Origin of the sequence: Clostridium sp., from assembly GCF_040797585.1 — a bacterium.
In the GTDB taxonomy this organism is placed as follows: Bacteria; Bacillota; Clostridia; order Clostridiales; family Clostridiaceae; genus Clostridium_Z.
Genome location: NZ_JBFNEO010000016.1, coordinates 1 through 24697, shown reverse-complemented (window position 1 = coordinate 24697; position 24697 = coordinate 1). Strand labels below are relative to the sequence as shown.

27 protein-coding genes and 1 pseudogene are annotated in these 24697 nt (G+C 31.2%); 26 read left to right on the top strand and 2 right to left on the bottom strand.

The window, feature by feature from the left end:
* Positions 1 to 660 (top strand): helicase C-terminal domain-containing protein (locus AB2369_RS02175; RefSeq protein WP_367664833.1); only part of this gene is annotated, 660 nt, incomplete at its 5' end.
* A 72-nt stretch (positions 661 to 732) separates the two neighbouring features.
* On the opposite strand, the gene AB2369_RS02170 is transcribed toward AB2369_RS02175, so the two are convergent.
* Positions 733 to 1485: a DUF975 family protein gene (locus AB2369_RS02170; protein WP_367664832.1), complete on the bottom strand. Its 753-nt coding sequence runs from the start codon at positions 1483 to 1485 to the stop codon at positions 733 to 735.
* 244 nt (positions 1486 to 1729) lie between these two features.
* On the opposite strand from AB2369_RS02170, the gene AB2369_RS02165 reads away from it, so the two are divergent.
* From AB2369_RS02165 to AB2369_RS02060, 22 genes are all read left to right on the top strand, one after another.
* The gene (locus tag AB2369_RS02165) at positions 1730 to 1855 is read left to right on the top strand and encodes a hypothetical protein (protein WP_367664831.1); all 126 of its coding nucleotides are present in this window, start codon (positions 1730 to 1732) and stop codon (positions 1853 to 1855) included.
* Between the two features lie 19 nt (positions 1856 to 1874).
* Positions 1875 to 2033, top strand: coding sequence for a hypothetical protein (locus AB2369_RS02160; RefSeq protein WP_367664830.1), 159 nt, complete (start codon positions 1875 to 1877; stop codon positions 2031 to 2033).
* Positions 2034 to 2389: 356 nt separating this feature from the next.
* Positions 2390 to 3379 (top strand): asparaginase, encoded by a 990-nt coding sequence (locus AB2369_RS02155; RefSeq protein WP_367664829.1) that lies wholly within the window; start codon positions 2390 to 2392, stop codon positions 3377 to 3379.
* Between the two features lie 221 nt (positions 3380 to 3600).
* Positions 3601 to 4950, top strand: coding sequence for an NCS2 family permease (locus AB2369_RS02150; RefSeq protein ID WP_367664828.1), 1350 nt, complete (start codon positions 3601 to 3603; stop codon positions 4948 to 4950).
* Positions 4951 to 5116: 166 nt separating this feature from the next.
* Entirely contained in the window at positions 5117 to 6259 is a 1143-nt protein-coding gene (locus tag AB2369_RS02145; RefSeq protein WP_367664827.1) for an aminotransferase class I/II-fold pyridoxal phosphate-dependent enzyme, read from the top strand.
* A gap of 110 nt (positions 6260 to 6369) precedes the next feature.
* On the top strand, positions 6370 to 7254 hold the full coding sequence (locus AB2369_RS02140; RefSeq protein ID WP_367664826.1) for a YicC/YloC family endoribonuclease: 885 nt from the start codon (positions 6370 to 6372) through the stop codon (positions 7252 to 7254).
* 17 nt (positions 7255 to 7271) lie between these two features.
* On the top strand, positions 7272 to 7544 hold the full coding sequence (remA, locus tag AB2369_RS02135) for an extracellular matrix/biofilm regulator RemA (protein ID WP_367664825.1): 273 nt from the start codon (positions 7272 to 7274) through the stop codon (positions 7542 to 7544).
* The gene (gmk, locus tag AB2369_RS02130) at positions 7544 to 8176 is read left to right on the top strand and encodes a guanylate kinase (protein WP_367664824.1); all 633 of its coding nucleotides are present in this window, start codon (positions 7544 to 7546) and stop codon (positions 8174 to 8176) included. The genes remA and gmk overlap by 1 nt, the downstream gene beginning before the upstream one ends.
* Positions 8157 to 8375: a DNA-directed RNA polymerase subunit omega gene (rpoZ, locus tag AB2369_RS02125; protein WP_367664823.1), complete on the top strand. Its 219-nt coding sequence runs from the start codon at positions 8157 to 8159 to the stop codon at positions 8373 to 8375. Before gmk ends, rpoZ begins: the two co-directional genes overlap by 20 nt.
* 2 nt (positions 8376 to 8377) lie before the next feature.
* Positions 8378 to 9568 (top strand): bifunctional phosphopantothenoylcysteine decarboxylase/phosphopantothenate--cysteine ligase CoaBC, encoded by a 1191-nt coding sequence (gene coaBC, locus AB2369_RS02120; protein ID WP_367664822.1) that lies wholly within the window; start codon positions 8378 to 8380, stop codon positions 9566 to 9568.
* A 207-nt stretch (positions 9569 to 9775) separates the two neighbouring features.
* Positions 9776 to 11980, top strand: a complete 2205-nt coding sequence (gene priA, locus AB2369_RS02115; protein ID WP_367664821.1) for a primosomal protein N' — start codon at positions 9776 to 9778, stop codon at positions 11978 to 11980.
* Positions 11981 to 12026: 46 nt separating this feature from the next.
* A complete protein-coding gene (def, locus tag AB2369_RS02110) occupies positions 12027 to 12467 on the top strand; it encodes a peptide deformylase (RefSeq protein ID WP_367664820.1) in 441 nt (146 codons plus the stop codon).
* Positions 12468 to 12485: 18 nt separating this feature from the next.
* Positions 12486 to 13415, top strand: coding sequence for a methionyl-tRNA formyltransferase (gene fmt / locus AB2369_RS02105; protein ID WP_367664819.1), 930 nt, complete (start codon positions 12486 to 12488; stop codon positions 13413 to 13415).
* A 12-nt stretch (positions 13416 to 13427) separates the two neighbouring features.
* Complete coding sequence (locus tag AB2369_RS02100; protein ID WP_367664818.1) at positions 13428 to 14114, top strand: zinc metallopeptidase; 687 nt, start codon at positions 13428 to 13430, stop codon at positions 14112 to 14114.
* 17 nt (positions 14115 to 14131) lie between these two features.
* Positions 14132 to 15448 (top strand): 16S rRNA (cytosine(967)-C(5))-methyltransferase RsmB, encoded by a 1317-nt coding sequence (rsmB, locus tag AB2369_RS02095; protein ID WP_367664817.1) that lies wholly within the window; start codon positions 14132 to 14134, stop codon positions 15446 to 15448.
* Between the two features lie 13 nt (positions 15449 to 15461).
* On the top strand, positions 15462 to 16493 hold the full coding sequence (gene rlmN / locus AB2369_RS02090; RefSeq protein WP_367664816.1) for a 23S rRNA (adenine(2503)-C(2))-methyltransferase RlmN: 1032 nt from the start codon (positions 15462 to 15464) through the stop codon (positions 16491 to 16493).
* Positions 16494 to 16512: 19 nt separating this feature from the next.
* A complete protein-coding gene (locus tag AB2369_RS02085; protein WP_367664815.1) occupies positions 16513 to 17253 on the top strand; it encodes a Stp1/IreP family PP2C-type Ser/Thr phosphatase in 741 nt (246 codons plus the stop codon).
* Positions 17228 to 19234, top strand: coding sequence for a Stk1 family PASTA domain-containing Ser/Thr kinase (pknB, locus tag AB2369_RS02080; protein WP_367664814.1), 2007 nt, complete (start codon positions 17228 to 17230; stop codon positions 19232 to 19234). Before AB2369_RS02085 ends, pknB begins: the two co-directional genes overlap by 26 nt.
* A 26-nt stretch (positions 19235 to 19260) precedes the next feature.
* On the top strand, positions 19261 to 20130 hold the full coding sequence (gene rsgA, locus AB2369_RS02075) for a ribosome small subunit-dependent GTPase A (protein WP_367664813.1): 870 nt from the start codon (positions 19261 to 19263) through the stop codon (positions 20128 to 20130).
* On the top strand, positions 20124 to 20774 hold the full coding sequence (gene rpe / locus AB2369_RS02070; RefSeq protein WP_367664812.1) for a ribulose-phosphate 3-epimerase: 651 nt from the start codon (positions 20124 to 20126) through the stop codon (positions 20772 to 20774). Before rsgA ends, rpe begins: the two co-directional genes overlap by 7 nt.
* Positions 20775 to 20776: 2 nt before the next feature.
* Positions 20777 to 21412 carry a thiamine diphosphokinase gene (locus tag AB2369_RS02065; protein WP_367664811.1) on the top strand — a complete coding sequence of 212 codons (636 nt, stop codon included), beginning with the start codon at positions 20777 to 20779 and terminating at the stop codon, positions 21410 to 21412.
* A gap of 103 nt (positions 21413 to 21515) precedes the next feature.
* Complete coding sequence (locus tag AB2369_RS02060; RefSeq protein WP_367664810.1) at positions 21516 to 21680, top strand: hypothetical protein; 165 nt, start codon at positions 21516 to 21518, stop codon at positions 21678 to 21680.
* Between the two features lie 170 nt (positions 21681 to 21850).
* Here AB2369_RS02060 and rpmB read toward each other — a convergent pair whose 3' ends face one another.
* On the bottom strand, positions 21851 to 22042 hold the full coding sequence (rpmB, locus tag AB2369_RS02055) for a 50S ribosomal protein L28 (RefSeq protein ID WP_367664809.1): 192 nt from the start codon (positions 22040 to 22042) through the stop codon (positions 21851 to 21853).
* Positions 22043 to 22242: 200 nt separating this feature from the next.
* On the opposite strand from rpmB, the gene AB2369_RS02050 reads away from it, so the two are divergent.
* The 3 genes and pseudogenes from AB2369_RS02050 to AB2369_RS02040 all read left to right on the top strand — a co-directional run.
* Positions 22243 to 22590, top strand: a complete 348-nt coding sequence (locus AB2369_RS02050; protein WP_367664808.1) for an Asp23/Gls24 family envelope stress response protein — start codon at positions 22243 to 22245, stop codon at positions 22588 to 22590.
* An 11-nt stretch (positions 22591 to 22601) separates the two neighbouring features.
* Complete coding sequence (locus AB2369_RS02045) at positions 22602 to 24251, top strand: DAK2 domain-containing protein (RefSeq protein WP_367664807.1); 1650 nt, start codon at positions 22602 to 22604, stop codon at positions 24249 to 24251.
* Positions 24252 to 24298: 47 nt separating this feature from the next.
* Positions 24299 to 24697: pseudogene (locus tag AB2369_RS02040) on the top strand (DNA helicase RecG); the annotation flags it as partial.

Sequence of the window (24697 nt, the reverse complement as noted above, 5' to 3'; positions counted from 1 at the left end):
GAGATAAATAGTCTTAAAAAAAGAGATAATACCTATGTATTTTTAGGTTCTAAGGGAATGTTTGAAGGTATAGATATACCTGGAGATAGTATGAACACTGTAATTTTAGATAAGATTCCCAATATAAATAGTAGTGATCCTTTTTATAAGTCCTTAATAGAGAGAAATATGAGAGATAAAGATGATTACTGGAGATGTTATAATAAAATTAATTATCCAATGGTATCTATAGCCACAAAACAAATTTTCGGAAGACTCATAAGAACGGAGTATGATTATGGAAGTTTATTTATTATGGGAAAGTTTTATGATGAGAACCAAAATACAAGAAAACTTCAAGGAGAGTTATATAGAACTCCTGTTGTAAGAGGTCACATGGATAACGTAAAGAAGGATTTAGAAAGAAGGACAGTATACTGGATAAAGCTAAACCTACTAAGTGTTTTAAAAGAGGAGATATTCAAAGAATTAAAGGATATAAAAATATTAAATGAAAAAGAAAGGCTTTTAAATCTAAAACTTAAAAATGAGTTTAGAAAGAAGAAATTAAATGAAGAGGTTTATTTAAATATTTATCCCAATATAATATTAAGAACTAAGGACAAAGTCATAAGGTTCAATAAAAGAGAAGAAGACTTTATATATAAGGTTCTTACATAAGAAATTTTATGATTTAAATAAATGGTAAGTATTAAAAAATAATACTTACCATTTTTACTTTAGAACAATATTTTAATAGTCATAGGTTTTCTTTATTTCATCATAGAAACTAGCTATAGAAGCATAAATATAAGGTAAGAGCCAAAGTAAACCAATACCTAAAGTAAGAATACATAATAAACCCCAACCTATAAAGGATAAATTAAGTAGAAATAATTTAAGCTTATAACCCTTCATCATAGTTACGCTTTCTTCTATAGCATCATAAGACCCCAAAAGAGGATTATCCAGTAGTATAAAATGCGACAATGCATATCTATTTAAGAATATTTGAAGACATACTCCAATAACTATAAGGATTATAAATAATAATATAAGATTAGATATAAAATTTTCATTAATATAATTAGCACTTTCAAATGAATAGAATGAATCATATGGATTGAAAGAGCTGGCTAAAAATGCTCCTATAGCTAAAAATGTAACTATAGCTGCAGGAATAGACCATAAAAAACTAAAAATTGATGTTAAAAGATGAGAAAGAAAGTATCTTAAGAAATTTTTAAAAGGATAAAATAAGTCCTCAAGGTATACTGCTTCTTTCCTACTAAGTTTAAGAAAGAAATAGTTTAATCCTGCATTTAATGGGCCTAAGAGAACATAAAATGCAATTGTTAATAAAAAGCTAAAGGCTCCACTTTTGAATTTTCCTATATATGGCAATCCGGTGCTTATGAAGAAAAAGATTAAGCAACATAAAACAGCTTGTCCCCAATTGCCTTTTAAAGACTCTCTAGCGGATTTTTTTATATTGTAAATATTCATAAACTCCTCCTAAAAATTATATATTTATAGATATATTTAATGTTTTATCCATATATGACTAAATTGAAAAATTTCATTAACTATTTCGTAATAAATTCTAAGTTTATTATAAATTGTTACATATAGTTTCAAAAAAATTACCTTAATTAATATTAATAATAGAAATTATTAGAAACATCATGAATTCATTCCAGCATATAAAATACCTAGCTGGAGATAATATTTAATGAAGGAGTGATTGAAAATGGGACATAGGGAAGATAAAAAGGCTAAGAAGAGAACAGACAAATATAAGAAACCAGAAATGATTCATGAGGATGAAATGAAAAAGCATAAGAATAAAAATGCTATAGGTAGTACTATAGGATAGAAAGGAGATAGGAGCTATAATGAAGCAGTTTAAAAAGGGTGAATATGGAGTAGCGGCAGAAAAAGCTAAAGATTTATTAGATAAAGGAATAGGAATTACAGAGATAATATCTATGACTGGTCTTTCAGAGGATAGAATAAATAAACTTCACAAGAAAATGAGGGACAAGTTAACATAAAATAAGTTATATGGGAAGATTTTATAAACTTCTATTTCTTGAAGATAGTTTTTAAAAATTTCATGGATATGTGATATTTTATTTAGTAATTGATAAAATATTTGTGTAGAAGGGAAAGATATTAGATATCTTTCCTTTTTTCTTTAAATAATCATAATGAATTTTAATATATTATGGTGTAGAATATAAAATGTAAAATCTACATAAGGTATATTTAAAAGTAATCAATTAGTATATGGAAGTATTTTGTAGGATATTTTATAGGAAGGTTCTATGAAATATATTCAATATATCTTATTACCTATTTTTAAGATACCTAATTAAAAATGAATTTTAGAATTTATGGGGGGAATCTTATGAAAAAAGTAGCGGTAATTTTTAATGGTGGAACTATATCAATGAAGGTAGATCCAAAGCTAAAGGCGGCTGTGCCAAGTCTTACTGGAGAAGAAATAATGTCTATGGTAACGGGAATTGAAAGTTATGCACAGATAGAATCTCATACCTTTTCTTCCATGCCAGGACCTCATATGACTCCAGAAATAATGCTTGATTTATCAAAATTTATAGAGAAGCTTTTAAATAAAGGAGATATAGATGGGGTAGTGGTTACCCATGGTACAGATACTCTAGAAGAGACTGCTTATTTAGTAGATTTGACATTAAATACAGATAAACCAGTAATATTTACAGGATCTATGAGAAGTGGATCAGAACTTGGGTATGATGGACCTTCTAATTTAGCTGCTTCTATATGTACTGCCATATCTGAAGAGGCAAAAGAAAGAGGGGTTTTAGTATGTCTAAATGGAGATTTAAATTGTGCTAGGGAGGTTACAAAAACTAATTCCATGTCCCTTGGTACCTTTAGAACTCCTAATTTTGGTCCTATAGGTATGGTTGATAACAATAAGGTTTTATTTTATAGAGATAGCTATGATAAGGAAAGTTATCTTATAGATAGCATAGAGTCTAAGGTGGCTTTAATAAAATGTGCTGTAGGTATGGACTCATCTTTTATAGACTATTCCATAGATAAGGGATATAAAGGTATAGTTATAGAAGCTATGGGAAGAGGAAATATACCACCAGGAATGGTAGATGGAGTTAAGCGTGCTATAGAAAAAAATATACCTGTAGTTGTTGTTTCAAGATGTTTTGAGGGAAGAGTTTGTGACTCTTATGGATATCCAGGAGGAGGAAAAGATATAAGGAACCTTGGGGTTATTTTTGGAGATACTCTTCCAGGGCAAAAGGCTAGAATAAAGCTTATGGTTGCTTTAAGTAAGACTAAGGATATAAAAGAGATAAAAACTATATTTGAAAGACAATTATACAATAGCTAATAAAATATATAAAAATACCCTGTAAGGTAGAAACAGAGAAGAACTGTGTTACCTTATAGGGTGTTTTTTATTTTAAATTCTTAATTTAAAAGTATATACTATTTACTTTTAAATATACACGAAAAATAAAATAAAATTAAAAAATAAATATTTGTATATTGACAAACGAATATAAAATAATTTAAAATAATATTCGTAAGATATAAGAGAGGGGAAGAGGTATGGACAAATTTTTCAAATTTAAAGAACATAATACTAATATGAGGACGGAAATTATTGCAGGTATAACCACATTTTTAACTATGGCTTATATTATTGCAGTAAATCCAGATATACTTAGCATAGCAGGAATGCCAAAGGGAGCTTTAGTTACAGCTACTTGTCTTACTGCAGGACTCACTACAATATTTATGGGATTATATGCTAACTTGCCTTTTGGACTAGCTTCAGGTATGGGGTTAAATGCTTTCTTCACCTATGGAGTAGTTATAGGACTTGGAGTAAGTTGGCAGGTAGCATTAACTGCTGTTTTTATAGAAGGAATTATATTTATACTATTATCTTTAACTAATGTACGTGAAGCAGTAGTTAATACAATACCATTAAATCTAAAATATGCAGTAACCGTAGGAATAGGTTTATTTATAAGTTTTATAGGATTTGTTAATAGTGGAATAGTTATTAAAAATGAATCCACTATGGTTTCCATGGGTAACTTTACTTCTCCTACAGTAATAATTGCAGCTTTAGGACTCTTTATTATGGTTATTTTTTATAAGAAAAACATTAAAGGAGCTTTACTTTGGGGAATAGCTTTTAGTACTATAGCAGCTTGGATATATGCACTAGTAGATCCTCAAGGAGCAGCTTACTATAAGATATTCTTACCAGAGGGAATATTTAAATATGAAAGTATATCACCTATCGCTTTTCAAGTAGATTTTTCTGTTTTCAGTGATCCATCAAAGCTATGGAGTTTAGCTGTTGTAGTATTTACTTTCCTATTTGTAGATTTCTTTGATACTGTTGGAACACTAGTTGGGGTAGCTTCAAAGGCCAATATGCTTGATGAGGAAGGAAGAGTACCAGGAGTTGGAAAAGCTCTTCTTGTAGATGCCATAGGTACAACAGTAGGAGCTTTAGTTGGAGTTTCGACAGTAACAACTTATGTAGAAAGTTCAGCAGGAGTTGCAGAAGGTGGAAGAACCGGATTTACAGCTGTAGTTACAGGATGCTTATTCTTATTATCCATGTTCTTTGCACCACTTTTCATAGCTATACCAGCTTGTGCTACAGCACCAGCATTAATAATGGTAGGATTCTTTATGATGGAGAATATAACAAAAATAGATTTCAGTGATTTTTCAGAAGGAATTCCAGCTTTTTTAACCATAATATTAATGCCTTTAACTTATAGCATAGGAGATGGGTTAACTATTGGAGTATTATCTTATGTTATTATAAGTTTATTAGCTGGTATAGGTGATAACAAGAAGAAAAAAGTATCTAATGTTATGATATGTCTAGCTATTATATTCGTAATTAAACTCATAGTATCTGGCATAAGTTAAAATTAAGTTAATAACTATTTTAAATTAATAAAGGCTTTATTACTAAAGTATTGTAAATTACTTGGTAATAAAGTCTTTTTATATATTATGTTATTTTTAGTACCTCCTTAAATATAGATGAATAGTATAAAGTAAACTATTTACCCATATTTAAGGAGGATAATATATGAAGATAAACAATAGGTTAAATTCTATAAAAGAATATCATTTTAAGACCTTAGAAGATATAAAAAACAGCCTTTGTAAAGAAGGAAAAGAAATTTTTGATTTTGGAATAGGGGAACCAGATTTAGCCATTAGAAAGGATATAATAGATGATCTTATTAAAGCTTTAGAATATGATGAATTTAATAAATATCCACCTTATGATGGAATTAGAGAATTAAAATTAGAAATAAGTAAGTATTATAAAAATACCTATAATGTAGATCTAGATGAAGATGAAATTATAATATTAATAGGTTCTAAGGAAGGGATAAACAACGCATTTCCAGCTTTTTGTGATTTTAAAGATGTAGCTTTAATACCTGCCCTTGGATATTCAGTTTATTATACTTCCTCAGTTCTTTGGGGAGTAGAAAGTTATAAGTTTCCTCTTATAAAAGACAATGGATACCTACCTTATATTAATAATATTCCAAGGGAAGTTGTAAAAAGATCAAAGCTTATGATATTAAATTACCCTAATAATCCTACAGGAGCAGTAGCAACTAAAGAGTTCTATAATGAAGTTCAAAAGTTTGCCATAGAAAATAATATAGTAGTATGTAATGATAATGCTTATGGGGACATAATAGAAGATAGTAAGTATAAGGTATCTATATTATCCAGTGGAAAAGAAAACATTTTAGAGTTTGGTAGTTTTTCTAAAACTTTTAGTATGACAGGATTTAGACTTGGATATGCAGTGGGAGATAAAAAATGTATAGAGAGACTTTTAAAAATAAAGTCTAATGTAGATTCAGGACAATTCTTACCTGTACAATATGCTGGAATAGAAGCTCTTAGAAATATAAACCATGTATTAGAAGAGCTTGATATATACAAAAAAAGAAGAAATCATCTTGAAAATATACTAGATAGAAAAGGAATAGAATATTTTAAGGGGAAAGGAAGTTTTTACCTATGGGGAAAAGTGCCTAAGGGATGCTCTACAGATGAATTTACAAAGGAACTTTTATATAACTATGGAATATTAGTGACCCCAGGTTATGTTTTTGGGTATCAGGGGGATGGATGGTTTAGGGTTGCTTTAACCAAGGATATTGAGGTAATAGAAAAAGCATTTTCAAGAATTTCGGAGTTTTAAGGAGAAAATAGGTCAAAAATCAAACTTTTTGCAAATAAAACTTGAAATTCTCATATTAAGTTATGTATAATAGGTAATATGAATTGGAAGCAACCGTAAGGAGGAATGTCATGGTTAAGAGTATGACAGGCTTTGGGAGAGGAACAAGTAGTGAAGAAAGTAGTAGAAGTTTCTCTGTAGAGCTAAAAAGTGTTAATCATAGATACTTAGATATAAGTGCTAGAATGCCTAAAAGTATGATTTCTCTTGAGGAAAAAATACGAAAGATAATAAATGAGAGGCTTAATAGAGGGAAAGTAGATGTTTTTATAACCTATAAAAACTATGGAGACCTACATGGGGAAGCAGTTTTAAATGAAGCTTTAGCAGATAGCTATTATAAGGCTCTAAAGTCTATTAAAGACAGATATGAAGAGGTTAAAGACGATATTTCCATTTCTTTAATTGGAAGATTTCCAGATGTTATAAAGATAGAAGAAAAAGAAGAGAATATGGAAGAAATATGGGCAGAATTAAAGTTTTGTTTAGAAGATGCTCTCTATATGCTCATAGAGATGAGGGAGATAGAAGGAGAAAAGCTAAAGGAGGATATTATCCTAAAGTGTGATAGTATAAAAAATTTAGTAGATAAAATTGAGATCAAGGCTCCTAAGGTTGTTAAAGAATATAAGATAAAATTAGAAGAGAGAATAAAAGAGTTAAGTGAGAATATAACCTTAGACGATAACAGAATAAGTGTTGAGGTTGCTTTTTTTGCGGATAAGGCTAGTATAGATGAAGAGATAACAAGATTGAATTCTCATATAATTCAGGTGAAAGACACCTTAGAGTTAAATGAGCCTATAGGAAGAAAGCTTGATTTTATAGTTCAAGAAATGAATAGGGAAGCAAATACCATAGCTTCAAAATCTCAAGATTTAGAGATTACAAATATGGTTTTGAATATAAAAAATCACATTGAAAAAATAAGAGAACAGGTACAGAATTTAGAATAGTGTTTAGGAGGAAGAATATGAGCATAAAACTTATAAATATTGGCTTTGGAAACATAGTTTCTGCTAATAGACTAGTAGCAATTGTTAGCCCAGAATCTGCACCAATTAAGAGAATAATTCAAGAGGCAAGAGATAGAGGTATGCTTATTGATGCAACCTATGGAAGAAGAACAAGAGCAGTTATAATAACAGATTCAGATCATGTTATATTATCAGCAGTTCAGCCAGAAACTGTGGCACACAGGTTGTCATCAAAGGGAGAAGAGCATGTGGATGAGGTTGATGAATAATGCAGGATAAAAAAGGAATATTAATAGTAATATCTGGACCTTCAGGTGCCGGAAAAGGTACTATATGTAAGGAACTTTTAAATAGACATGATTTCTATTTATCAGTTTCAGCTACAACAAGATCTCCAAGAATCGGTGAGGTTGAAGGGGAGAACTACTATTTTAAGACCAGGGAAGAATTCCTAGAGAAGATTGAAGAGGGTGACTTTCTTGAGTATGCAGAAGTTTATGGTAACTTATATGGAACTCCAAAATCTAAGGTTCAAGAAATGATAGATGAAGGTAAAGATGTGATTCTTGAAATAGATATACAAGGAGCTCTTAAGGTTAAGGAAAATGTTTCTGAAGGAGTATTTGTATTCATACTTCCTCCATCTATGGAAGAGTTAAAACAAAGAATTATAAAAAGAGGAAGCGAGACTGAGGAGTCTTTAATGACTAGATTTAAGTCCGCATATCAAGAGATTAATTATATTTCAAAATATAATTATGCAGTAGTAAATGATACGGTAGAAGAAGCTGTACAAAAGATAGAAAGTATAATGATTGCAGAAAAATGCAGAGTAGACAGAATGAAAGAAAAAATATTAGATTCTAAGGAGGGTTTAATCCATGAACAACTCTATGATTAATCCATCAATTTCAACATTATTAGAAAAGGTAGATAACAGATATTCTTTAGTTATAGTAACTTCAAAAAGAGCAAGACAGCTTATTGATGGAGATACTCCTAATGTTAATGTAGAAGGAGTAAAATCTTTAACTCTTGCTATAAATGAAGTTAATGAAGGTTTCATACAGTATGAAGCAGTGAAAGAAGGTATAAAGTAAAAATGTCTAAAAAAAGTGTGGTGCTTGGGGTATCAGGAGGTGTAGCTGCTTATAAGGCTCTTGATATTGTAAGTCAGCTAGTAAAAAAGGATGTAGAAGTAGATGTTATAATGACAAATTCGGCTGCAGAATTCGTAAGACCACTTAGTTTTCAAGCTTTAAGTAGTAATGCTGTTATAGTTGATATGTTTAAGGAGCCTAAGCATTGGGAAATTCAGCATATATCTTTAGCTAAAAAAGCAGATATCTTACTTGTAGCACCAGCCACAGCTAATATAATAGGAAAAGTTGCAAATGGTATAGCAGATGATATGCTATCCACAACTATTATGGCAACTAAAGCAAAAGTTATTTTTGCTCCTGCCATGAATACAAATATGTATGAAAATCCTATAGTTCAGGGTAATATTGAAAAGTTAAAATCCTATGGTTATGAATTTATAGAGCCAGCTAGTGGAAGACTTGCTTGTGGAGATACAGGACGTGGGAAACTTGAAAGTACTGATTTAATAGTAGAGTATGTTGCTAGTGCTTTATATCCTATAAAAGATCTTCAGGGGAAAAAGGTCTTAGTAACAGCTGGACCGACCGTTGCACACATTGATCCAGTTAGGTATATAACTAATAGGTCTACTGGAAGAATGGGCTATGCCATAGCTGAAGAAGCTAGGGATAGAGGAGCAGAGGTTACTTTAATTACGGGACCTTCAAATATTAAGCCACCTTACAATGTGGATGTTATTCATGTAAATACTAACGAAGAAATGTTAAATTCTGTTTTGAGCCATTATGAAGATTCTCACATAGTTATAAAGTCAGCAGCAGTGGCAGACTATAAGCCTAAGACTTATAGTAGTAAAAAAATTAAAAAAGGTGAGGGAGATCTTAGTATTGCTTTAGAAAGGGATAATGATATATTAAAACTTTTAGGTGATAAAAAGAAGAACCAAATTCTTGTAGGTTTTGCTGCAGAAAGTAATGATTTAATAGAAAATGCAAATTTAAAGATTAAGAAAAAAAATCTTGACTACATAGTGGCTAATGATATAATTTCTAAGGATACAGGATTTTCTTCAGAGGATAACAAGGTTGTAATCTTAACAAGAGATGGGGAAGAAATATCCTTAGAAAAGATGTCTAAGAAGAGTGTAGCTAAGGAATTATTTAATATAATAAATAATAAAAAGCGCTAACTGCGCTTTTTTTCATATATATCATTTATATTATCTAGTCTTTAGAATATTTTAAAGACAATAAATGTATATAGTTATACATTTAGGTCATACTTATTCAACATAAATATGGAAATATAAAAAAATTAATGTATTAGGTCCACTTTTAGAATGGTACATTAAATGATAGGATTATGGAACCAATGTTTTTAGATAAAGGGTGATGAAGTGAATAAGTTTGCTGGATTAATAGTATACAATGATTCTGTACAGGTGGATAAAATTTTTACCTATAAGATACCACAGGATTTTGAAAACATAATTACTATAGGTCACAGGGTTAAGGTATCCTTTGGCATGGGAAAAAAGCTAATTGATGGATTTGTAGTAGAATTATATGAGGATATAGATGATAAGGAAATAAAGTTTAAAGCAATAGATAGTATTTGTGAGAAAGAGCCATTATTTACTAGAGAGGACTTTAGAGTTGTCCAGTATATGAGGGATAGATATTTATGTACATATATGGAAGGCATAAGACTTTTTATACCTAGAGGAGTTACTAAAGGAATATCCTATAAAGAAAAGCAGGTGTTATCTTCAGTAAAAGACTTAGATGTGAAATATGATAAAGAGCCTTATATCTCCATTTTCAAAATAGTTAAGGAGAATGAGGGGAAGTACACAAAAACTCAGTTTTCTAATGAGTTCAATCTTTCCTTAAGCTCTATAAATACTCTTATAAAACATGGATATATAACAACAGAAAAAACTATAGTTAATAGATTTAATACCCGTGAATATAATTTTTATGGGGAGAAGAATCTCACAAAGTATCAAGAGAGCGTGGTTAATGAAGTTATAAATGGTTCATCAATTATGTACCTATTAAAAGGGGTTACAGGCAGTGGAAAAACTGAGGTATATATGAGAATTGTAGCACACTTTTTAAAGAAGGATAAAAGTGCTATAATTTTAGTGCCAGAAATATCTTTAACACCTCAGATGGTTGAAAGATTCAAAGGAAGGTTTGGACGAGATGTTGCTGTATTCCACTCAAAGCTTTCAGAAGGAGAGCGGTTTGATGAATGGTATAGGGTTAAAAGGGGAGAGGTAAAGGTTGCAGTAGGAGCAAGGTCAGCTTTATTCTTACCATTTAAAGACTTAGGTATTATAATAGTAGATGAGGAACATGAAGCCACTTATAAATCAGAAAGTGATCCTAAGTATAATGCAAAAGAAGTGGCAGAGTTTATGGCAATGGATAGAGGGTTTAAGGTATTATTAGGCTCAGCTACTCCATCTATTGATACTTATTATAGGGTTCATAAGAAGGAAATTAAGCTTTTGACGTTAGATCATAGAGCAGATGGAGCTAAAATGCCAGAAGTTAGAGTCATAGACATGAGAGAAGAGCTTAAAAATAATAATAAATCAATGTTTAGTAGTGAACTGAGAGAAGAACTTTTTAATGTACTTCAGAGAAAAGAACAGGCAATACTATTTTTAAATAGGAGGGGCTTTTCTACCTTTGTATCATGTAGAAAGTGTGGCTATGTATTTAAGTGTGATAAATGTGATATATCACTGACATATCATGCTCATGGATCCTATCTTTCTTGTCATTACTGTGGAAAAAGAGCTTCTGTTAATACAACATGCCCTAGCTGCAAAAGTAATTATGTAAAATATTTTGGGGTAGGTACAGAAAAAGTTGAAATGGCATTAAAAAAGGAGTTTAAAGACGCAAGAATTCTTCGTATGGATTTAGATACCACAAGAAGAAAAAATTCTTTTGAGAATATATATACTTCTTTTAAAAATCAACATGCAGATATTTTAATAGGAACCCAAATGATAGCAAAAGGGCTAGATTTTCCAAACGTAACCTTAGTAGGGGTAATTGCTGCTGATCTTTCATTAAATCTTCCAGATTACAGGTCAGGAGAAAGAACTTATCAGCTTTTAACTCAAGTATCAGGAAGAGCAGGAAGGGGAAAAAAGGAAGGAAAAGTTATAATTCAAACATATCTACCTGAAAATTATAGTCTTAAGTATTCGAAAGATAATAATTATGAAGGATTTTTTAAGGAAGAAATATCTTTAAGAAATACTATGAATTATCCTCCTTTTTCTAAGATAATGTTGATTAATATGAGTTCTAAGAGGGAAGATATACTTATAAAAACTATAGAAAAAGTTGGTATAAATTTAAAGAATTTATTAAAAGATACTAATAATATAGATATATTAGGTCCATGTCCGTGTATAATAAGTAAGATAAAAGAAATGTATAGGTGGCAAATAGTTATAAAAGGAGACATAGAAGAAGAACTTGCTAAAAGTATAAGAGATAATACTTATAGATTGAGTAAGGAAAATGCAGCACATATACGAATAAGTATTGATATAAATCCTAATAGCCTAATATAATATAAAAGAGGATATTTATAAATAAACATCGGAAGGAGAATGAACTATGGCATTAAGAAATATAAGAACCATGGGAGAAGACGTATTAAGAAAGAAGAGTAAACCTGTAGACGAGGTAAATGATAGAATAAGAACCCTTGTTAAGGATATGATAGAAACTATGTATGAGGCAGATGGAGTAGGCCTTGCAGCACCTCAGGTTGGAATACTTAAAAGGGTAGTTGTAATAGATGTAGGTGAAGGTCCCGTAGCTCTTATAAATCCTGAGATAATTCATAGTGAGGGAAGCTATATAGATATAGAGGGATGCTTAAGCGTACCAGGAGAACAAGGTGAGGTAGAAAGACCTCTAAAACTTACTGTAAAAGCTTTAAATGAAAATGGAGAAGAAGTTATATATCATGCAGAAGAACTTTTTGCAAGAGCAGTATGCCATGAATTAGATCATTTAGATGGAGTTTTATTTGTAGATAAGGTAATAAAGTAATTAAAGGGGGAGTAAAATATGAATATAGTATTTATGGGGACTCCAGATTTTGCAGTACCTTCTTTAAAGTCTTTAATAGAGGAATTTAATGTTAGTGCAGTATTTACCCAGCCAGATAGAAAAAAAGGAAGAGGTAAAAAGCTTGGAGTAACTCCTGTAAAAGAAATAGCATTAGAGCATAATATACCTATATATCAGCCTATAAAGCTTAGAACTGATGAAGAGTGTATAAATGTTTTAAAGTCTTTAAAACCAGATTTTATAGTTGTTGTTGCTTTTGGTCAAATACTTTCTAAGGAAGTTTTAGATATACCAAAGTATGGATGCATAAATCTTCATGGATCATTACTTCCACAATATAGAGGGGCAGCACCTATACAGCACGCTGTAATTATGGGAGAAAAGGTAAGTGGAAATACTACCATGCTTATGGATGTAGGTATTGATACTGGGGATATGCTCTTAAAGGATCAGGTTGAAGTACCAGAGGATATGACCGGAGGAGAGCTTTATGATATTTTAAAAGATAGAGGAGCCTCTCTTTTAGTAGATACTTTAAAGAAATATTCAAAGGGAGAAATAGTTCCTATAAAACAAGAAGATGGTAAAAGCACACATGCATCTATGTTAAATAAAGACATGGCTAAAATAAATTGGAGTAAAAGTGCAGAAGAAATTCATAATTTAATAAGAGGATTAAATCCTTGGCCTGTTGCCTATACTTCATATAAAGATGAAAATATGAAGATATATAAAAGTCAGGCTTTAAATAAAGAAAGCAAAGAAGTACCAGGAACCATTATGAAAGTAAGCAAAGAAGGAATAGAAGTTTCATGTGGAAGTGGAGTTATATTATTGGAGGTTATACAATTTCCTAATGGAAAGCCTTTAAGAGTTGAACAGTATATTAATGGTCACTCTATAGATATAGAAGAAGTTTTAAAATAAGGAGGGGTTCATATGCCATTTTTTTATGATAGTACCTATTTATTTTTAATACCAGCTATGATTATTTCTCTATGGGCTCAATTTAAAGTTTCCTCAACCTTTGAAAGGTATTCAAAGGTTGGAGGGTCAAGGGGAATAACAGGAGCTGAAGCAGCTAGAAGACTTTTAGATAGCCATGGGCTATACTATGTACCAATAGAGGTTGTAAATGGAAAACTCTCAGATCACTATGATCCATCATCTAAGGTGCTTAGATTATCTAAGGATGTCTATTATGGAACATCTGTTGCTAGTGTAGGGGTTGCTGCCCATGAGGTAGGTCACGCAATTCAGCATAAGAATGCATATAAGCCATTAGTATTTAGGAATTCCATAGTACCTGCTGTAAATTTAGGATCTAGTTTATCTTGGATACTGTTTTTTGCAGGGATAGTTTTATCTATAAAGCCTTTAGTTACATTAGGAATTGTATTTTTCTCAGGAGTTGTAATATTTCAACTTATAACATTGCCAGTAGAATTTGATGCCTCTGCAAGAGCTTTAAAGGAGCTTAGAGTACAAGGAATACTTTATGGAGAGGAAGAAAGAGGAGCGAAAAAGGTTTTAGATGCGGCGGCTTTAACCTATGTAGCAGCTACAATAATGGCAGTATCTCAACTTATAAGATTAATAGCTATAAGCAACAGTCGTGATAATTAGAAATACGAGGTAATAGGATGAAAGCAAGAGAAGTAATAGTTAAAGTATTAGATGAGGTTTTTAGTAATAATGCTTATTCTAATATTGTTTTAAATAGTGAACTAAATAAGAGTAAGTTAAATGATAAGGATAGGGGACTTGCAACAGAGGTTGTTTATGGAACCATAAAATATAAATATTCCATAGACTCAATACTAAAAAACTTCATACAGAAGGATTTTAGCACTATCCAAAGTAAAGTTCTTAATATATTAAGAAGTTCAATATACCAGATGCACTACTTAGATAAAGTACCAGATTACGCAGTGGTTAATGAAGCTGTAGATATGGGAAAAAAAGAGTCAGAGGGTGCAGGAAAGTTTGTAAATGGAGTATTAAGAAGTTATATAAGAAGCGATAAAGAGGAACTATTAAGAGAGTTTAATGGAGATATTGGATTTTTATATTCATATCCTAGATGGATGGTAAATCTATTTACAAAGCAATATGGAGAATATATAGCTAAATCCATTTTAAAAGGACTAAATGAAACTCCTTATATGACTGTAAGGGTTAATGAACTTAAAGGAACCTTTGATGATGCATTTGAAGCTCTAGAGGAAAAGGGATATGAGGTAGAAGAAGGTTATATATGTCCAGAAGCTATAATAATAAAAAGAGGTAAAGGAATAGAAGAAAATCAAGCATTTAAAGAAGGACTTATAACAGTTCAAGATGAAAGTGCTATGTTAGTTGCACCTCTTATGGAAGTTAAGGAAGACGAAATAGCTATGGATTTATGTAGTGCTCCAGGAGGAAAAGCTACACATATGGCAGAACTTATGAATAATAAGGGAACTGTAATTGCTCAAGATATCCATGAGCATAAGCTTAAGTTAATAGATGAGAATGTTACAAGACTTAATCTTACTAATATAAAGACTGTTCTTGGAGATTCTACTAAGCTTAATACTGATTTTATAAATTATGGAGATAAAGTTCTTATAGATGTGCCATGCTCTGGTCTTGGAATTATTAGAAAGAAGCCAGAGATAAAATGGACTAAGAATCCAAGGGATTTAAGAGAAGTGGTAAAGGTTCAAAGAGATATAATGGATAATGCAGCTCAATATGTTAAGAGTGGAGGAATCTTACTTTACTCAACTTGTACATTAAATAAAGAAGAAAATGAAAATAATATAGATTGGTTCTTAAATAAGCATAAAGATTTTAAAATTGAGAAGATATATTTAGGAGATGCAGAAAATATAATCTATAGTGATGCTGGATATATTACAGTATTACCTAATAAATATATGGATGGATTCTTTATAGCAAAACTTAGAAAAATATAGTAGGTGTGACTGGATGAATAATATTTATGATTTAAGCCTTGATGATCTTAAGGTTTGGATGAAGGACAATAAAGAAAATGAATTCAGAGCTAAACAGGTTATGGATTGGTTATATAAGGGGATTAATTCTTTTGAAGAAATGAAGAATATACCTAAGTCTTTAATTGAGAAATTAGAAAATAATTTTAAGTTTTATCTGCCAAAGATAGTTCATGAGTATACATCAAAGGTAGATGGAACTAAAAAGTTATTACTAGCCTTAGAGGATAATAATTTAATAGAATGTGTTATTATGAAATATAATCATGGAAATTCTATATGCGTATCTACCCAAGTGGGATGTAGAATGGGCTGTAAGTTTTGTGCCTCTACCTTAGATGGAAGGGTTCGTAATTTATCCAGTGGTGAAATTCTATCCCAAATAATAGTTGCAGGGAACTTAATTAAAGAAAGAATATCTAATATTGTGTTAATGGGAAGTGGAGAGCCTTTAGATAACTATGACAATGTAATTAAATTTTTAGAAGTTGTTAATGCTAGTTATGGATTTAATATAGGTCAGAGACATATAACATTGTCGACTTGTGGAATAGTTCCTAAGATAAAGGATTTAGCGGATAAAGGAATGCAAATAACCTTAGCTCTTTCTCTCCATGCAACCACAGATGAAAGAAGAAAATCCATAATGCCAATTGCTAATAAATACTCTTTGAAAGAAATCCTAGATGGATGTAGATACTATATAGATAAAACAGGAAGAAGAGTGACCTTTGAATATGCTTTAGTTAAAGGGGTTAATGATTCTTTAGAGGATGCAAGAGCATTAGCAAATCTTTTAAAAGGTATGCTATGTCACGTTAATTTAATTCCTGTAAATGAAATTAAAGAAAATAATTTTAAAAAGACAGAGGTAGATAAAGTAAAAGCATTTTCTAAGATTCTAATTGATTATGGTGTAGAAGCTACAGTAAGAAGGGAAATGGGATCAGATATAAATGCTGCTTGTGGGCAGCTTAGAAGGAGTTATATAGAAGCCCAAAAATAGTAATAAAGGGGTGTTTTTAATGGTGGGATTCATAACTGATGTGGGAAATATTAGGAGTGTTAATGAGGACTACTTAGAAATTTATGAGGATGAAGAAAAATCAATATATGTAGTAGCAGATGGTATGGGTGGTCATAATGCAGGGGAAATAGCAAGTAAGTTAGCTACTGATACCATAGTTACCTACATTAAAGAAACAGATATAGAGTATCCAGAATATGTGCTTAGAAGTGCAATTAAAGCAGCTAATGAGAGGGTATATAATTATTCTTTAAGTAGCAATAATTTAAATGGTATGGGAACTACAATTACAGCTTGCTTAATTATTAAGGATAAAGTATTTATAGGAAATGTAGGAGACAGTGGTTGCTTTATATTAAATGGAAATGACATAAAAAAGGTGACTAAAGATCACTCTTTAGTTCAGGAGCTTTTGGATGAGGGGAGTATAACAGAAGAGGAAGCTAAAAATCATCCAAATAAAAATATTATAACAAGAGCCATTGGAACAAAAGAAGAGGTTTTAACGGATATATATAAGCTAGAAAAGAATGACTTCCAACATATTTTGTTATGTACTGATGGTTTTACCAATGAGGTGTCTAGCTCGGAGATAGTTAGTTTAGTAAATTCATCTGAAGATTACAAGGATTTTTGCATGAGGGCTATAGAACTAGTAAAAACCAGAGGAGCAAGGGACAATATATCTTTAATTATAGTTGGAGGAGAGTCGTATGATGATAGGAACTGTACTAGGTAACAGGTATGAGCTTATTGAAAAAATAGGCGAAGGTGGTATGGCCGAAGTATATAAGGCAAAATGTAACAAATTAAATAGATTTGATGCAGTAAAAATATTAAAAAAGGAATTTTCCTCTGATTCACTAGTAGTAGAGAAGTTTAAGAGAGAAGCTACAGCAGTGGCAAATTTATCTGATAATAATATAGTAAATGTTTTGGATGTAGGTACCCAAGATGATATAAATTATATTGTTATGGAATATGTAAAGGGAAAAACCTTAAAGGATGTAATAAGAGAAAAAGGGAAAATTTCTTATACAAAAGCGGTGGAATATGGAATAGAGATAGCTAAAGCGTTAGACTGTGCTCATAGAAATAATATAATACATAGAGATGTAAAGCCACAGAATATACTAGTAACTGAGGATGATGTAATAAAAGTAACGGATTTTGGAATTGCAAAATCCACAGATTCTTCCACCATTACTAATACTAGTAAGATTCTAGGGTCTGCTCACTATTTTTCTCCAGAGCAGGCTAAGGGGAACTATATAGATTATAGAACAGATATATATTCTTTAGGTATTGTTTTATATGAGATGGTAACAGGAAGACTTCCTTTTGATGCAGATAGTCCAGTATCAGTTGCTTTAAAGCATATACAAGAAAAGCCAGTTCCACCTATTAACCTTAATGATACAATACCAGAAAGTCTAAATGATTTAATACTAAAGGCTGTGGAAAAAGAGCCAATAAAAAGGTATTCTTCATGTAAGGAAATTATAAATGATTTAATAAAAATAAAAAGAAACGAAAATATAGATGTAGCTCCTAAAAAACAGGAGGATCAATTTACAAGAGTAATGAGTCCTATAACTGAGGAAGACATCAAAAATAATGCGGCTAAGGTAGCTAGTGCTAAAAAAGCTCATACAATGAATAAAAACATAAAGGATGAGGATTTAGAAGACGAGGACGAAGACGATTATGAGGATGAAGATGATTATGATAGAAAAAGTAAGAAGAAGAAATATCTTATATTCTCTTTAATCGGAATACTTGTAATAGCCCTTGGAGCTATAGGTGCTGCAATGGCATTTAAGCCTTCTGAGAAAAAAGCAGAAGCTATAGAGATACCTAAAATTGTGGGATTAACTCAAGAAGAGGCTAAAACACTTTTAGAGTCTAAGGGACTTAAGATGGAGATTGTAGGAGAGAATCCAGACGATAAATATCCAGAAGGAACTATTGTTTCCAGCCATCCAGGAGAGGGAGAGAAGATAGAAAAAGGTAAGGAAGTTAGAGTTATAATAAGTGGAGGGGTAGAAAAGTTAAAAGCCCCAGGACTTGGAGAACTTGATAAAAATGCAGCTGATAGTCTGCTAAAGAGTCTGGGACTTTCCCTAGGTGGTGTAACGTCAGAATTTAATGACACAATTCCAAGTGGAAAAATTATTAGTCAAAACCCAGTGGAAGGTAAGGAAGTTAAAAAAGGAGATTCTATAGATATAGTTATAAGTAAAGGGCCGAAAACGAAATATACTACTGTTCCAAATTTAAGAGAACAGCATAAATCTAATGTTCCTAATATTTTAAAGGAAAGAAAATTAACCCTAGGAAAAGTTAATGAAGAAAGAAAAGTAACTAATAACAGAGATGATTTAAATAATAACTATACTGTAATATCTCAAAGCTTGCCGGCCGGTAAAGAAGTTGAAGAGGGTAGTGTTATAGATGTTACTGTAATTGTCTATGAATATAAAGAACCAGAACCAGAATTAGTTAATATACCAGGTGGAATTAAAGGAGCTACTGTTAAAGATGCAAGAGCAGCAGCAGAAGCAGCAGGATTTAAGTTTAATTCTGGAGGATTTAAAGAGGATGATGTGGTAAAATCTTTTGATGTATCTAATAGAAAGGGAAATAAGGCACCAAAAGGATCTACCATAACAATAACTGGTGTGGAAGAGAAACAGCCAGAAGAAAATGGAAATCAATAACAAAAAATAATCCTGTAGGAGGAATTATGCAAGGAACTATAATAAAAGGCATAGGTGGCTTCTACTACGTAAAGGTTAATAATCAGGTTATAGAATGTAAAGCAAGGGGTAAGTTCAGGTATAATGGACTTACCCCTATAGTTGGAGATAAGGTAGAAATAAGTGTTAATAATGATAAGGGGATCATAGAAGAAATACTTAAAAGATCCTCAGAACTTATAAGACCTTTAGTTTCCAATGTAACTCAGGCCTTTGTAGTATTTGCTGCTAAAAATCCAGATATAAATATGGATTTATTGAATAGGTTTTTAGTATTATGTGAGCATAACAATATAAGAGCAGTGGTATGTCTAAATAAAATAGATCTATGTACAGAAGAAGAGTTAGAAGATTTTAAATTTCTACTTAATAATATAGGATATGAAGTTATTCCTATAAAAGCTAAAGAAGGGTATAATATAGAAAGCTTAAAGGAAAGGCTTAAAGATAATGTAACTGTTTTATGTGGCCCTTCTGGAGCGGGAAAATCAACATTATTAAATAAATTTAGTGGAAGAGAGCTTATGGAAACAGGAGAGGTTAGTAAGAAGCTTGGGAGAGGTAAACATACTACAAGACATAGTGAGCTTATAGATGTAGAGGAAGGGTTTTTAGTTGATACTCCAGGGTTTTCCAATATAGATATTACATTTATAGAAGAAGAAGATTTAATGCATTGCTTCCCAGAGTTTAAAAATTATAATGGGCTATGCAAGTTCTCAACTTGTCTTCATCATAAAGAGCCTAATTGTTCAGTTAAAGATGCTGTAGAAAAAGGAAATATAAGTGATTTTAGATATGATTTTTATTTAAAAACATTAGAAGAGATTCAAAGGGGGAAAAAGAAAAAATGGTAAAATTATCACCGTCAATATTATCCGCAGACTTTTCAAAACTTGGAGAACAGATAGAAAGATTAAATAGAACAGATATAAATATGATTCATATAGATGTTATGGATGGAAGTTTTGTTCCTAACATATCTTTTGGAGCGCCTATAATGAAGTCCATAAGGAGCCTTACAGATAAGACTTTTGATGTTCATTTAATGATTGAAGAACCTTCAAGATACATAAAAGACTTTGTAGATGCAGGGGCAGATATAATAACTATACATTACGAAGCAGATAGACATATAGATAGAACTATAAACTATATTAAGAGCTTTGGAGTAAAGGCTGCAGTTGCTTTAAATCCAGGAACACCAGTTTCTTCTATAAAGAATATATTTAAATCTTTAGATATGGTTTTAATAATGTCGGTAAATCCAGGGTTTGGAGGACAAAAGTACATAAGTTATGCTTCAGATAAGGTAAAGGAAGTAAAGGATCTTTCTATAGAATTAAACCATGAAGTTATGATACAAGTAGATGGAGGAGTGGATGATTCTAATATAAAAAGTGTTGTAAATTCTGGAGCGGATGTTATAGTTGCAGGTTCTGCTGTATTTAAAAATGGAGAGATAGAGGAAAATGTAAAAAAACTTAGAGAGGCACTTTAATTATGAAAATAGTTATAGTAGGTGGAGGGAAAGAACCTTCACCAGATCTTTTAACAAACAATTGCAAAAGTTCTGATCTTATAATTGCAGCAGATAGAGGAGCCCAATATTTATCTGAGAATAATATATATCCTAATATATTATTAGGGGATTTTGACTCTATAGATGAGGAAATTTTAGAAGAAATTAAGAAAAAAAATATTAATATGAAGGTATACCCTAAGGAAAAAGATTTTACTGACAGTGAGCTGGCTTTAAATATAGCATTAGAGTATAACCCAAAGGAAATAGTCCTTTTAGGATGCACAGGTACTAGAATGGATCATGTATTTGGTAATATTGGCCTTCTTAACAAATGCTTAGAGAGAAATATAAAAGGAAAAATTATAGATGATAATAATATAATTTTTCTAGTAAATGAAAGTACCACTTTAAAGGATGAGGGTATGAAATATATCGGATTCCAAGGATTTAGACATAGGGTTAGAGGATTTAATATAAGAGATGCTAAATATGATCTTTATGACCATGATTTGACCTTTGGGGAGTGTATTACTGTATCTAACGAATTCATTAAAGACACTATGGATATTAGCTTTAATGAAGGAGTAGTTATGGTTATATACTCAAAGGATTAATTATATATTTAAGTAGGTATTTTTAAAATAATCTACACTTAGTCACCAAAAAATTACTATATCATATAATAATATGAAAGCAAGTAATTTTTTGGTGATATTTTTGTCTAGAAAATTTTGTCCAAGAACAGTTATTGGTATGGTTATAGGAGCAGTGGGTACAGGTATTTTACTTGCTGTACTTGTTCCTATATGGGGGTGGCTTTTAGTAGCAGGGGCAGCCTTAGTTTATGTAGGGTGGTATGTTGCTGAATGCTTTAGAAGATAATATATAAATACTTAGTGGGAGGATGTTATGAAAATTATTGCAATTAAAGTACCTAAATTTATATCTAGAATAATAAAAATATTTAAAAGAAAGTAGAACAAAAGATCATGAAAAAATGCAAAATAAAAAATGCAATTGTTATTTACAACTGCATTTTTTGTTTTGCATTTTTATATAGCACGTTGAACCTTTCCGGATCTTAAGCATCTTGTACAAACATGAACAGTTTTAGGTGTTCCGTTAACTACTGCCTTAACTTTCTTTATGTTTGGAGCCCACTTTCTCTTTGATTGTCTGTGAGAGTGGCTGTACTGTACTCCAGAAATAACACCCTTGTTGCAAACTTCGCATCTTCTTGACATTATAAAACACCTCCTCTAACCCTACGAAGAATATTCTTCAATCATAACGTAAATTATTCTAACACAAAGTAAAGGTGGTTTGCAAGTGAAATATTAACATATCTTAAAAAATAAATAATTAACTTTTTTAATTTCCTTGAATAAATTGCATAATTAATATAGAATATACTATATGGATTTTTTCAAGGAGGAGAATGAGTATGATAGGTTTTTCCAATGAAAGTGGATATGTAGGATATTCAGAAGAAGTTATAGCTAATATAGTAGGAATTTCTACTATGGAATGCTACGGAGTCGTTGGAATGGCTTCAAAGAATGCCACTGACGGATTTTGGGAGCTTATGAGAGCTGAGAACCTAAGCAAGGGTGTTAAGATAAATAGTAAAAATGATGAGCTTAATATAGAACTTTTTGTTGTAGTTCAATATGGAACAAAAATATCTGTTATAGCAGATAATATAATTCAAAAGGTTAAATATAATGTGGAAAATTATACAGGTTTAAAAGTTAACAGTGTAACAGTGAATGTACAAGGTGTAAGAGTCTAGGAGGTCACAGAATGAAGTATTCAAAAATAAATGGTGAACATTTTTATAACATGGTTATAAATGCTTCAAATAGATTAGAAGATCAGAAAGAGTTTGTAAATTCTTTAAACGTGTTTCCGGTACCAGATGGGGATACAGGAACTAACATGTCCATGACTTTTAGATCTGCGGTAAAAGAAATAGAAAATATGGATGTTTCATCTATTAGCGAAGTGTCTAAAAGACTTGCTAAGGGAGCTCTGATGGGAGCAAGAGGAAATTCAGGGGTAATATTATCTCAGATATTAAGAGGAATATCTAAAGGACTTGAAGGAAAAGAAGAAGCAGATTTTCAAGAGTTCTCAAGTGCATTGTTAGAAGGCAGTAAAGCGGCATATAAGGCTGTTATGAGACCTATAGAGGGTACTATCCTTACTGTGGTGAGAGCAGCAGGAGAAGCAGCTGTAGCTTCTAAGAAGAAGGATATAACAGAGTTAATGGAAGAAGTATGTATAAAGAGTAATGAAATGTTAAACAGGACTCCAGAAATGCTTCCAGTACTTAAAAGTGCAAAAGTAGTAGACTCAGGTGGAATGGGACTTTTAATTATATTAAAGGGAATGCATGAGGCATTAGCTGCTGATATAAAGGCAGTTATCCAGGATGCAGTAGCTTCTAAGGAGAAGGTATCTGCTGCTAATAATTTAGAGATAAATTCAGAGGACATAAAATTTGGTTATTGTACAGAGTTTATAATTTTAGGAAATGCAGATAAAGCAGATGACTTTAAAAACTCAATTGAAGCCCTTGGAGATTCTATGATAGTAGTTGGATATGATGATGTAATAAAGGTTCATATTCATACTAATGATCCAGGAGCAGTTTTAGGAAAAGCAGTTACTTTAGGAGAATTATCTAAGATAAAGATAGATAATATGAGAGAAGAACATAGAAGTCTTGTAATAGACGATAATGAATATGAGGAAATAGAGACTGCTATTTCTAATGAAGCCTCTGAAAGAAAAAAATATGCTTTTGTTTCTGTAGCTATGGGTCAAGGAATAAAGGATATTTTTGAAGATCTTGGTGTTGATCATGTAATTGAGGGTGGTCAAACAATGAACCCAAGTACAGAGGACATAATGAAAGCTATTAGTAGTATAAATGCAGAGAATATATTTATATTGCCAAATAATAAAAACATAATAATGGCTGCAAATCAAGCATCAGATCTTTCGGAAGATAAAAATGTTGTAGTTATACCAACAAAGACAATTCCTCAAGGAATAGTTTGTGTTACAATGTTTAATCCAGAAGCTGAAATTGAAGGTAATATTTTAGCCATGGAAGATGCTATTAGCAGCGTTAAAACAGGATCTATAACCTATGCAGTTAGAGATACAGAAATGGATGGAAATATAATAAAAGAGGGAAATATCCTAGGTCTTGTAGAAGGTAAAATTAAAGAAGTTGGAGAAGATGCCATAGAAACCGCTAATGAGGTTATAAAAGCTATGGTGGATGAAGATAGTTCTTTAATAACACTTTTCTATGGTAGTGATATAGATGAAGAAAAGGCTAAGAGCCTACAAGAGAGTCTTGAAGAGCAATACGAAGACTTAGACATTCAAATGTATAAGGGTGAGCAGCCGTTATATTACTTTATAATTTCTGTTGAATAAATATAAAGAAAGCCTTAGGGCTTTTTTTATTTTAAGGAGATGATTCAGTGAATATTTATAGCTATGTTCATGAGTTAAAGGGAGTTGGACCAAAGGCAGAAGAGGCTTTAAATAAAGCTGGTATATATACAATTCTAGACCTACTTTTATATTTTCCAAGAGATTATGAGAATATAGATTTAAACATAGATTTAGAGGATATAGATGAAAAACAAAAGATTGCTTTAGATTGCACTTTAGTTGAGATTAAAAGAGATATTAGAACTCAGAGTAGAAAGACATTAACAACACTTATATTTAATTATAAAGGAATAAAGGTTAGGGCAGTTTGGTTTAATCAGCCTTATATAAAGATGACTTTTAAAATAGGAGAAACCTATAAGCTTCTTGGAAAGTATAAGAAAAAATCATCAGAACTTGAGATTATAAATCCCTTAAATGCATGT

What these genes read in the sequence shown, in the direction of transcription:
- AB2369_RS02170 (WP_367664832.1), bottom strand. Translation starts at nt 1,485, where the DNA reads ATGAATATTTACAATATAAAAAAATCCGCTAGAGAGTCTTTAAAAGGC.
- AB2369_RS02165 (WP_367664831.1), top strand. Translation starts at nt 1,730, where the DNA reads ATGGGACATAGGGAAGATAAAAAGGCTAAGAAGAGAACAGACAAATAT.
- AB2369_RS02160 (WP_367664830.1), top strand. Translation starts at nt 1,875, where the DNA reads ATGAAGCAGTTTAAAAAGGGTGAATATGGAGTAGCGGCAGAAAAAGCT.
- AB2369_RS02155 (WP_367664829.1), top strand. Translation starts at nt 2,390, where the DNA reads ATGAAAAAAGTAGCGGTAATTTTTAATGGTGGAACTATATCAATGAAG.
- AB2369_RS02150 (WP_367664828.1), top strand. Translation starts at nt 3,601, where the DNA reads ATGGACAAATTTTTCAAATTTAAAGAACATAATACTAATATGAGGACG.
- AB2369_RS02145 (WP_367664827.1), top strand. Translation starts at nt 5,117, where the DNA reads ATGAAGATAAACAATAGGTTAAATTCTATAAAAGAATATCATTTTAAG.
- AB2369_RS02140 (WP_367664826.1), top strand. Translation starts at nt 6,370, where the DNA reads ATGGTTAAGAGTATGACAGGCTTTGGGAGAGGAACAAGTAGTGAAGAA.
- remA (WP_367664825.1), top strand. Translation starts at nt 7,272, where the DNA reads ATGAGCATAAAACTTATAAATATTGGCTTTGGAAACATAGTTTCTGCT.
- gmk (WP_367664824.1), top strand. Translation starts at nt 7,544, where the DNA reads ATGCAGGATAAAAAAGGAATATTAATAGTAATATCTGGACCTTCAGGT.
- rpoZ (WP_367664823.1), top strand. Translation starts at nt 8,157, where the DNA reads ATGAACAACTCTATGATTAATCCATCAATTTCAACATTATTAGAAAAG.
- coaBC (WP_367664822.1), top strand. Translation starts at nt 8,378, where the DNA reads ATGTCTAAAAAAAGTGTGGTGCTTGGGGTATCAGGAGGTGTAGCTGCT.
- def (WP_367664820.1), top strand. Translation starts at nt 12,027, where the DNA reads ATGGCATTAAGAAATATAAGAACCATGGGAGAAGACGTATTAAGAAAG.
- fmt (WP_367664819.1), top strand. Translation starts at nt 12,486, where the DNA reads ATGAATATAGTATTTATGGGGACTCCAGATTTTGCAGTACCTTCTTTA.
- AB2369_RS02100 (WP_367664818.1), top strand. Translation starts at nt 13,428, where the DNA reads ATGCCATTTTTTTATGATAGTACCTATTTATTTTTAATACCAGCTATG.
- rsmB (WP_367664817.1), top strand. Translation starts at nt 14,132, where the DNA reads ATGAAAGCAAGAGAAGTAATAGTTAAAGTATTAGATGAGGTTTTTAGT.
- rlmN (WP_367664816.1), top strand. Translation starts at nt 15,462, where the DNA reads ATGAATAATATTTATGATTTAAGCCTTGATGATCTTAAGGTTTGGATG.
- AB2369_RS02085 (WP_367664815.1), top strand. Translation starts at nt 16,513, where the DNA reads ATGGTGGGATTCATAACTGATGTGGGAAATATTAGGAGTGTTAATGAG.
- pknB (WP_367664814.1), top strand. Translation starts at nt 17,228, where the DNA reads ATGATGATAGGAACTGTACTAGGTAACAGGTATGAGCTTATTGAAAAA.
- rsgA (WP_367664813.1), top strand. Translation starts at nt 19,261, where the DNA reads ATGCAAGGAACTATAATAAAAGGCATAGGTGGCTTCTACTACGTAAAG.
- rpe (WP_367664812.1), top strand. Translation starts at nt 20,124, where the DNA reads ATGGTAAAATTATCACCGTCAATATTATCCGCAGACTTTTCAAAACTT.
- AB2369_RS02065 (WP_367664811.1), top strand. Translation starts at nt 20,777, where the DNA reads ATGAAAATAGTTATAGTAGGTGGAGGGAAAGAACCTTCACCAGATCTT.
- rpmB (WP_367664809.1), bottom strand. Translation starts at nt 22,042, where the DNA reads ATGTCAAGAAGATGCGAAGTTTGCAACAAGGGTGTTATTTCTGGAGTA.
- AB2369_RS02050 (WP_367664808.1), top strand. Translation starts at nt 22,243, where the DNA reads ATGATAGGTTTTTCCAATGAAAGTGGATATGTAGGATATTCAGAAGAA.
- AB2369_RS02045 (WP_367664807.1), top strand. Translation starts at nt 22,602, where the DNA reads ATGAAGTATTCAAAAATAAATGGTGAACATTTTTATAACATGGTTATA.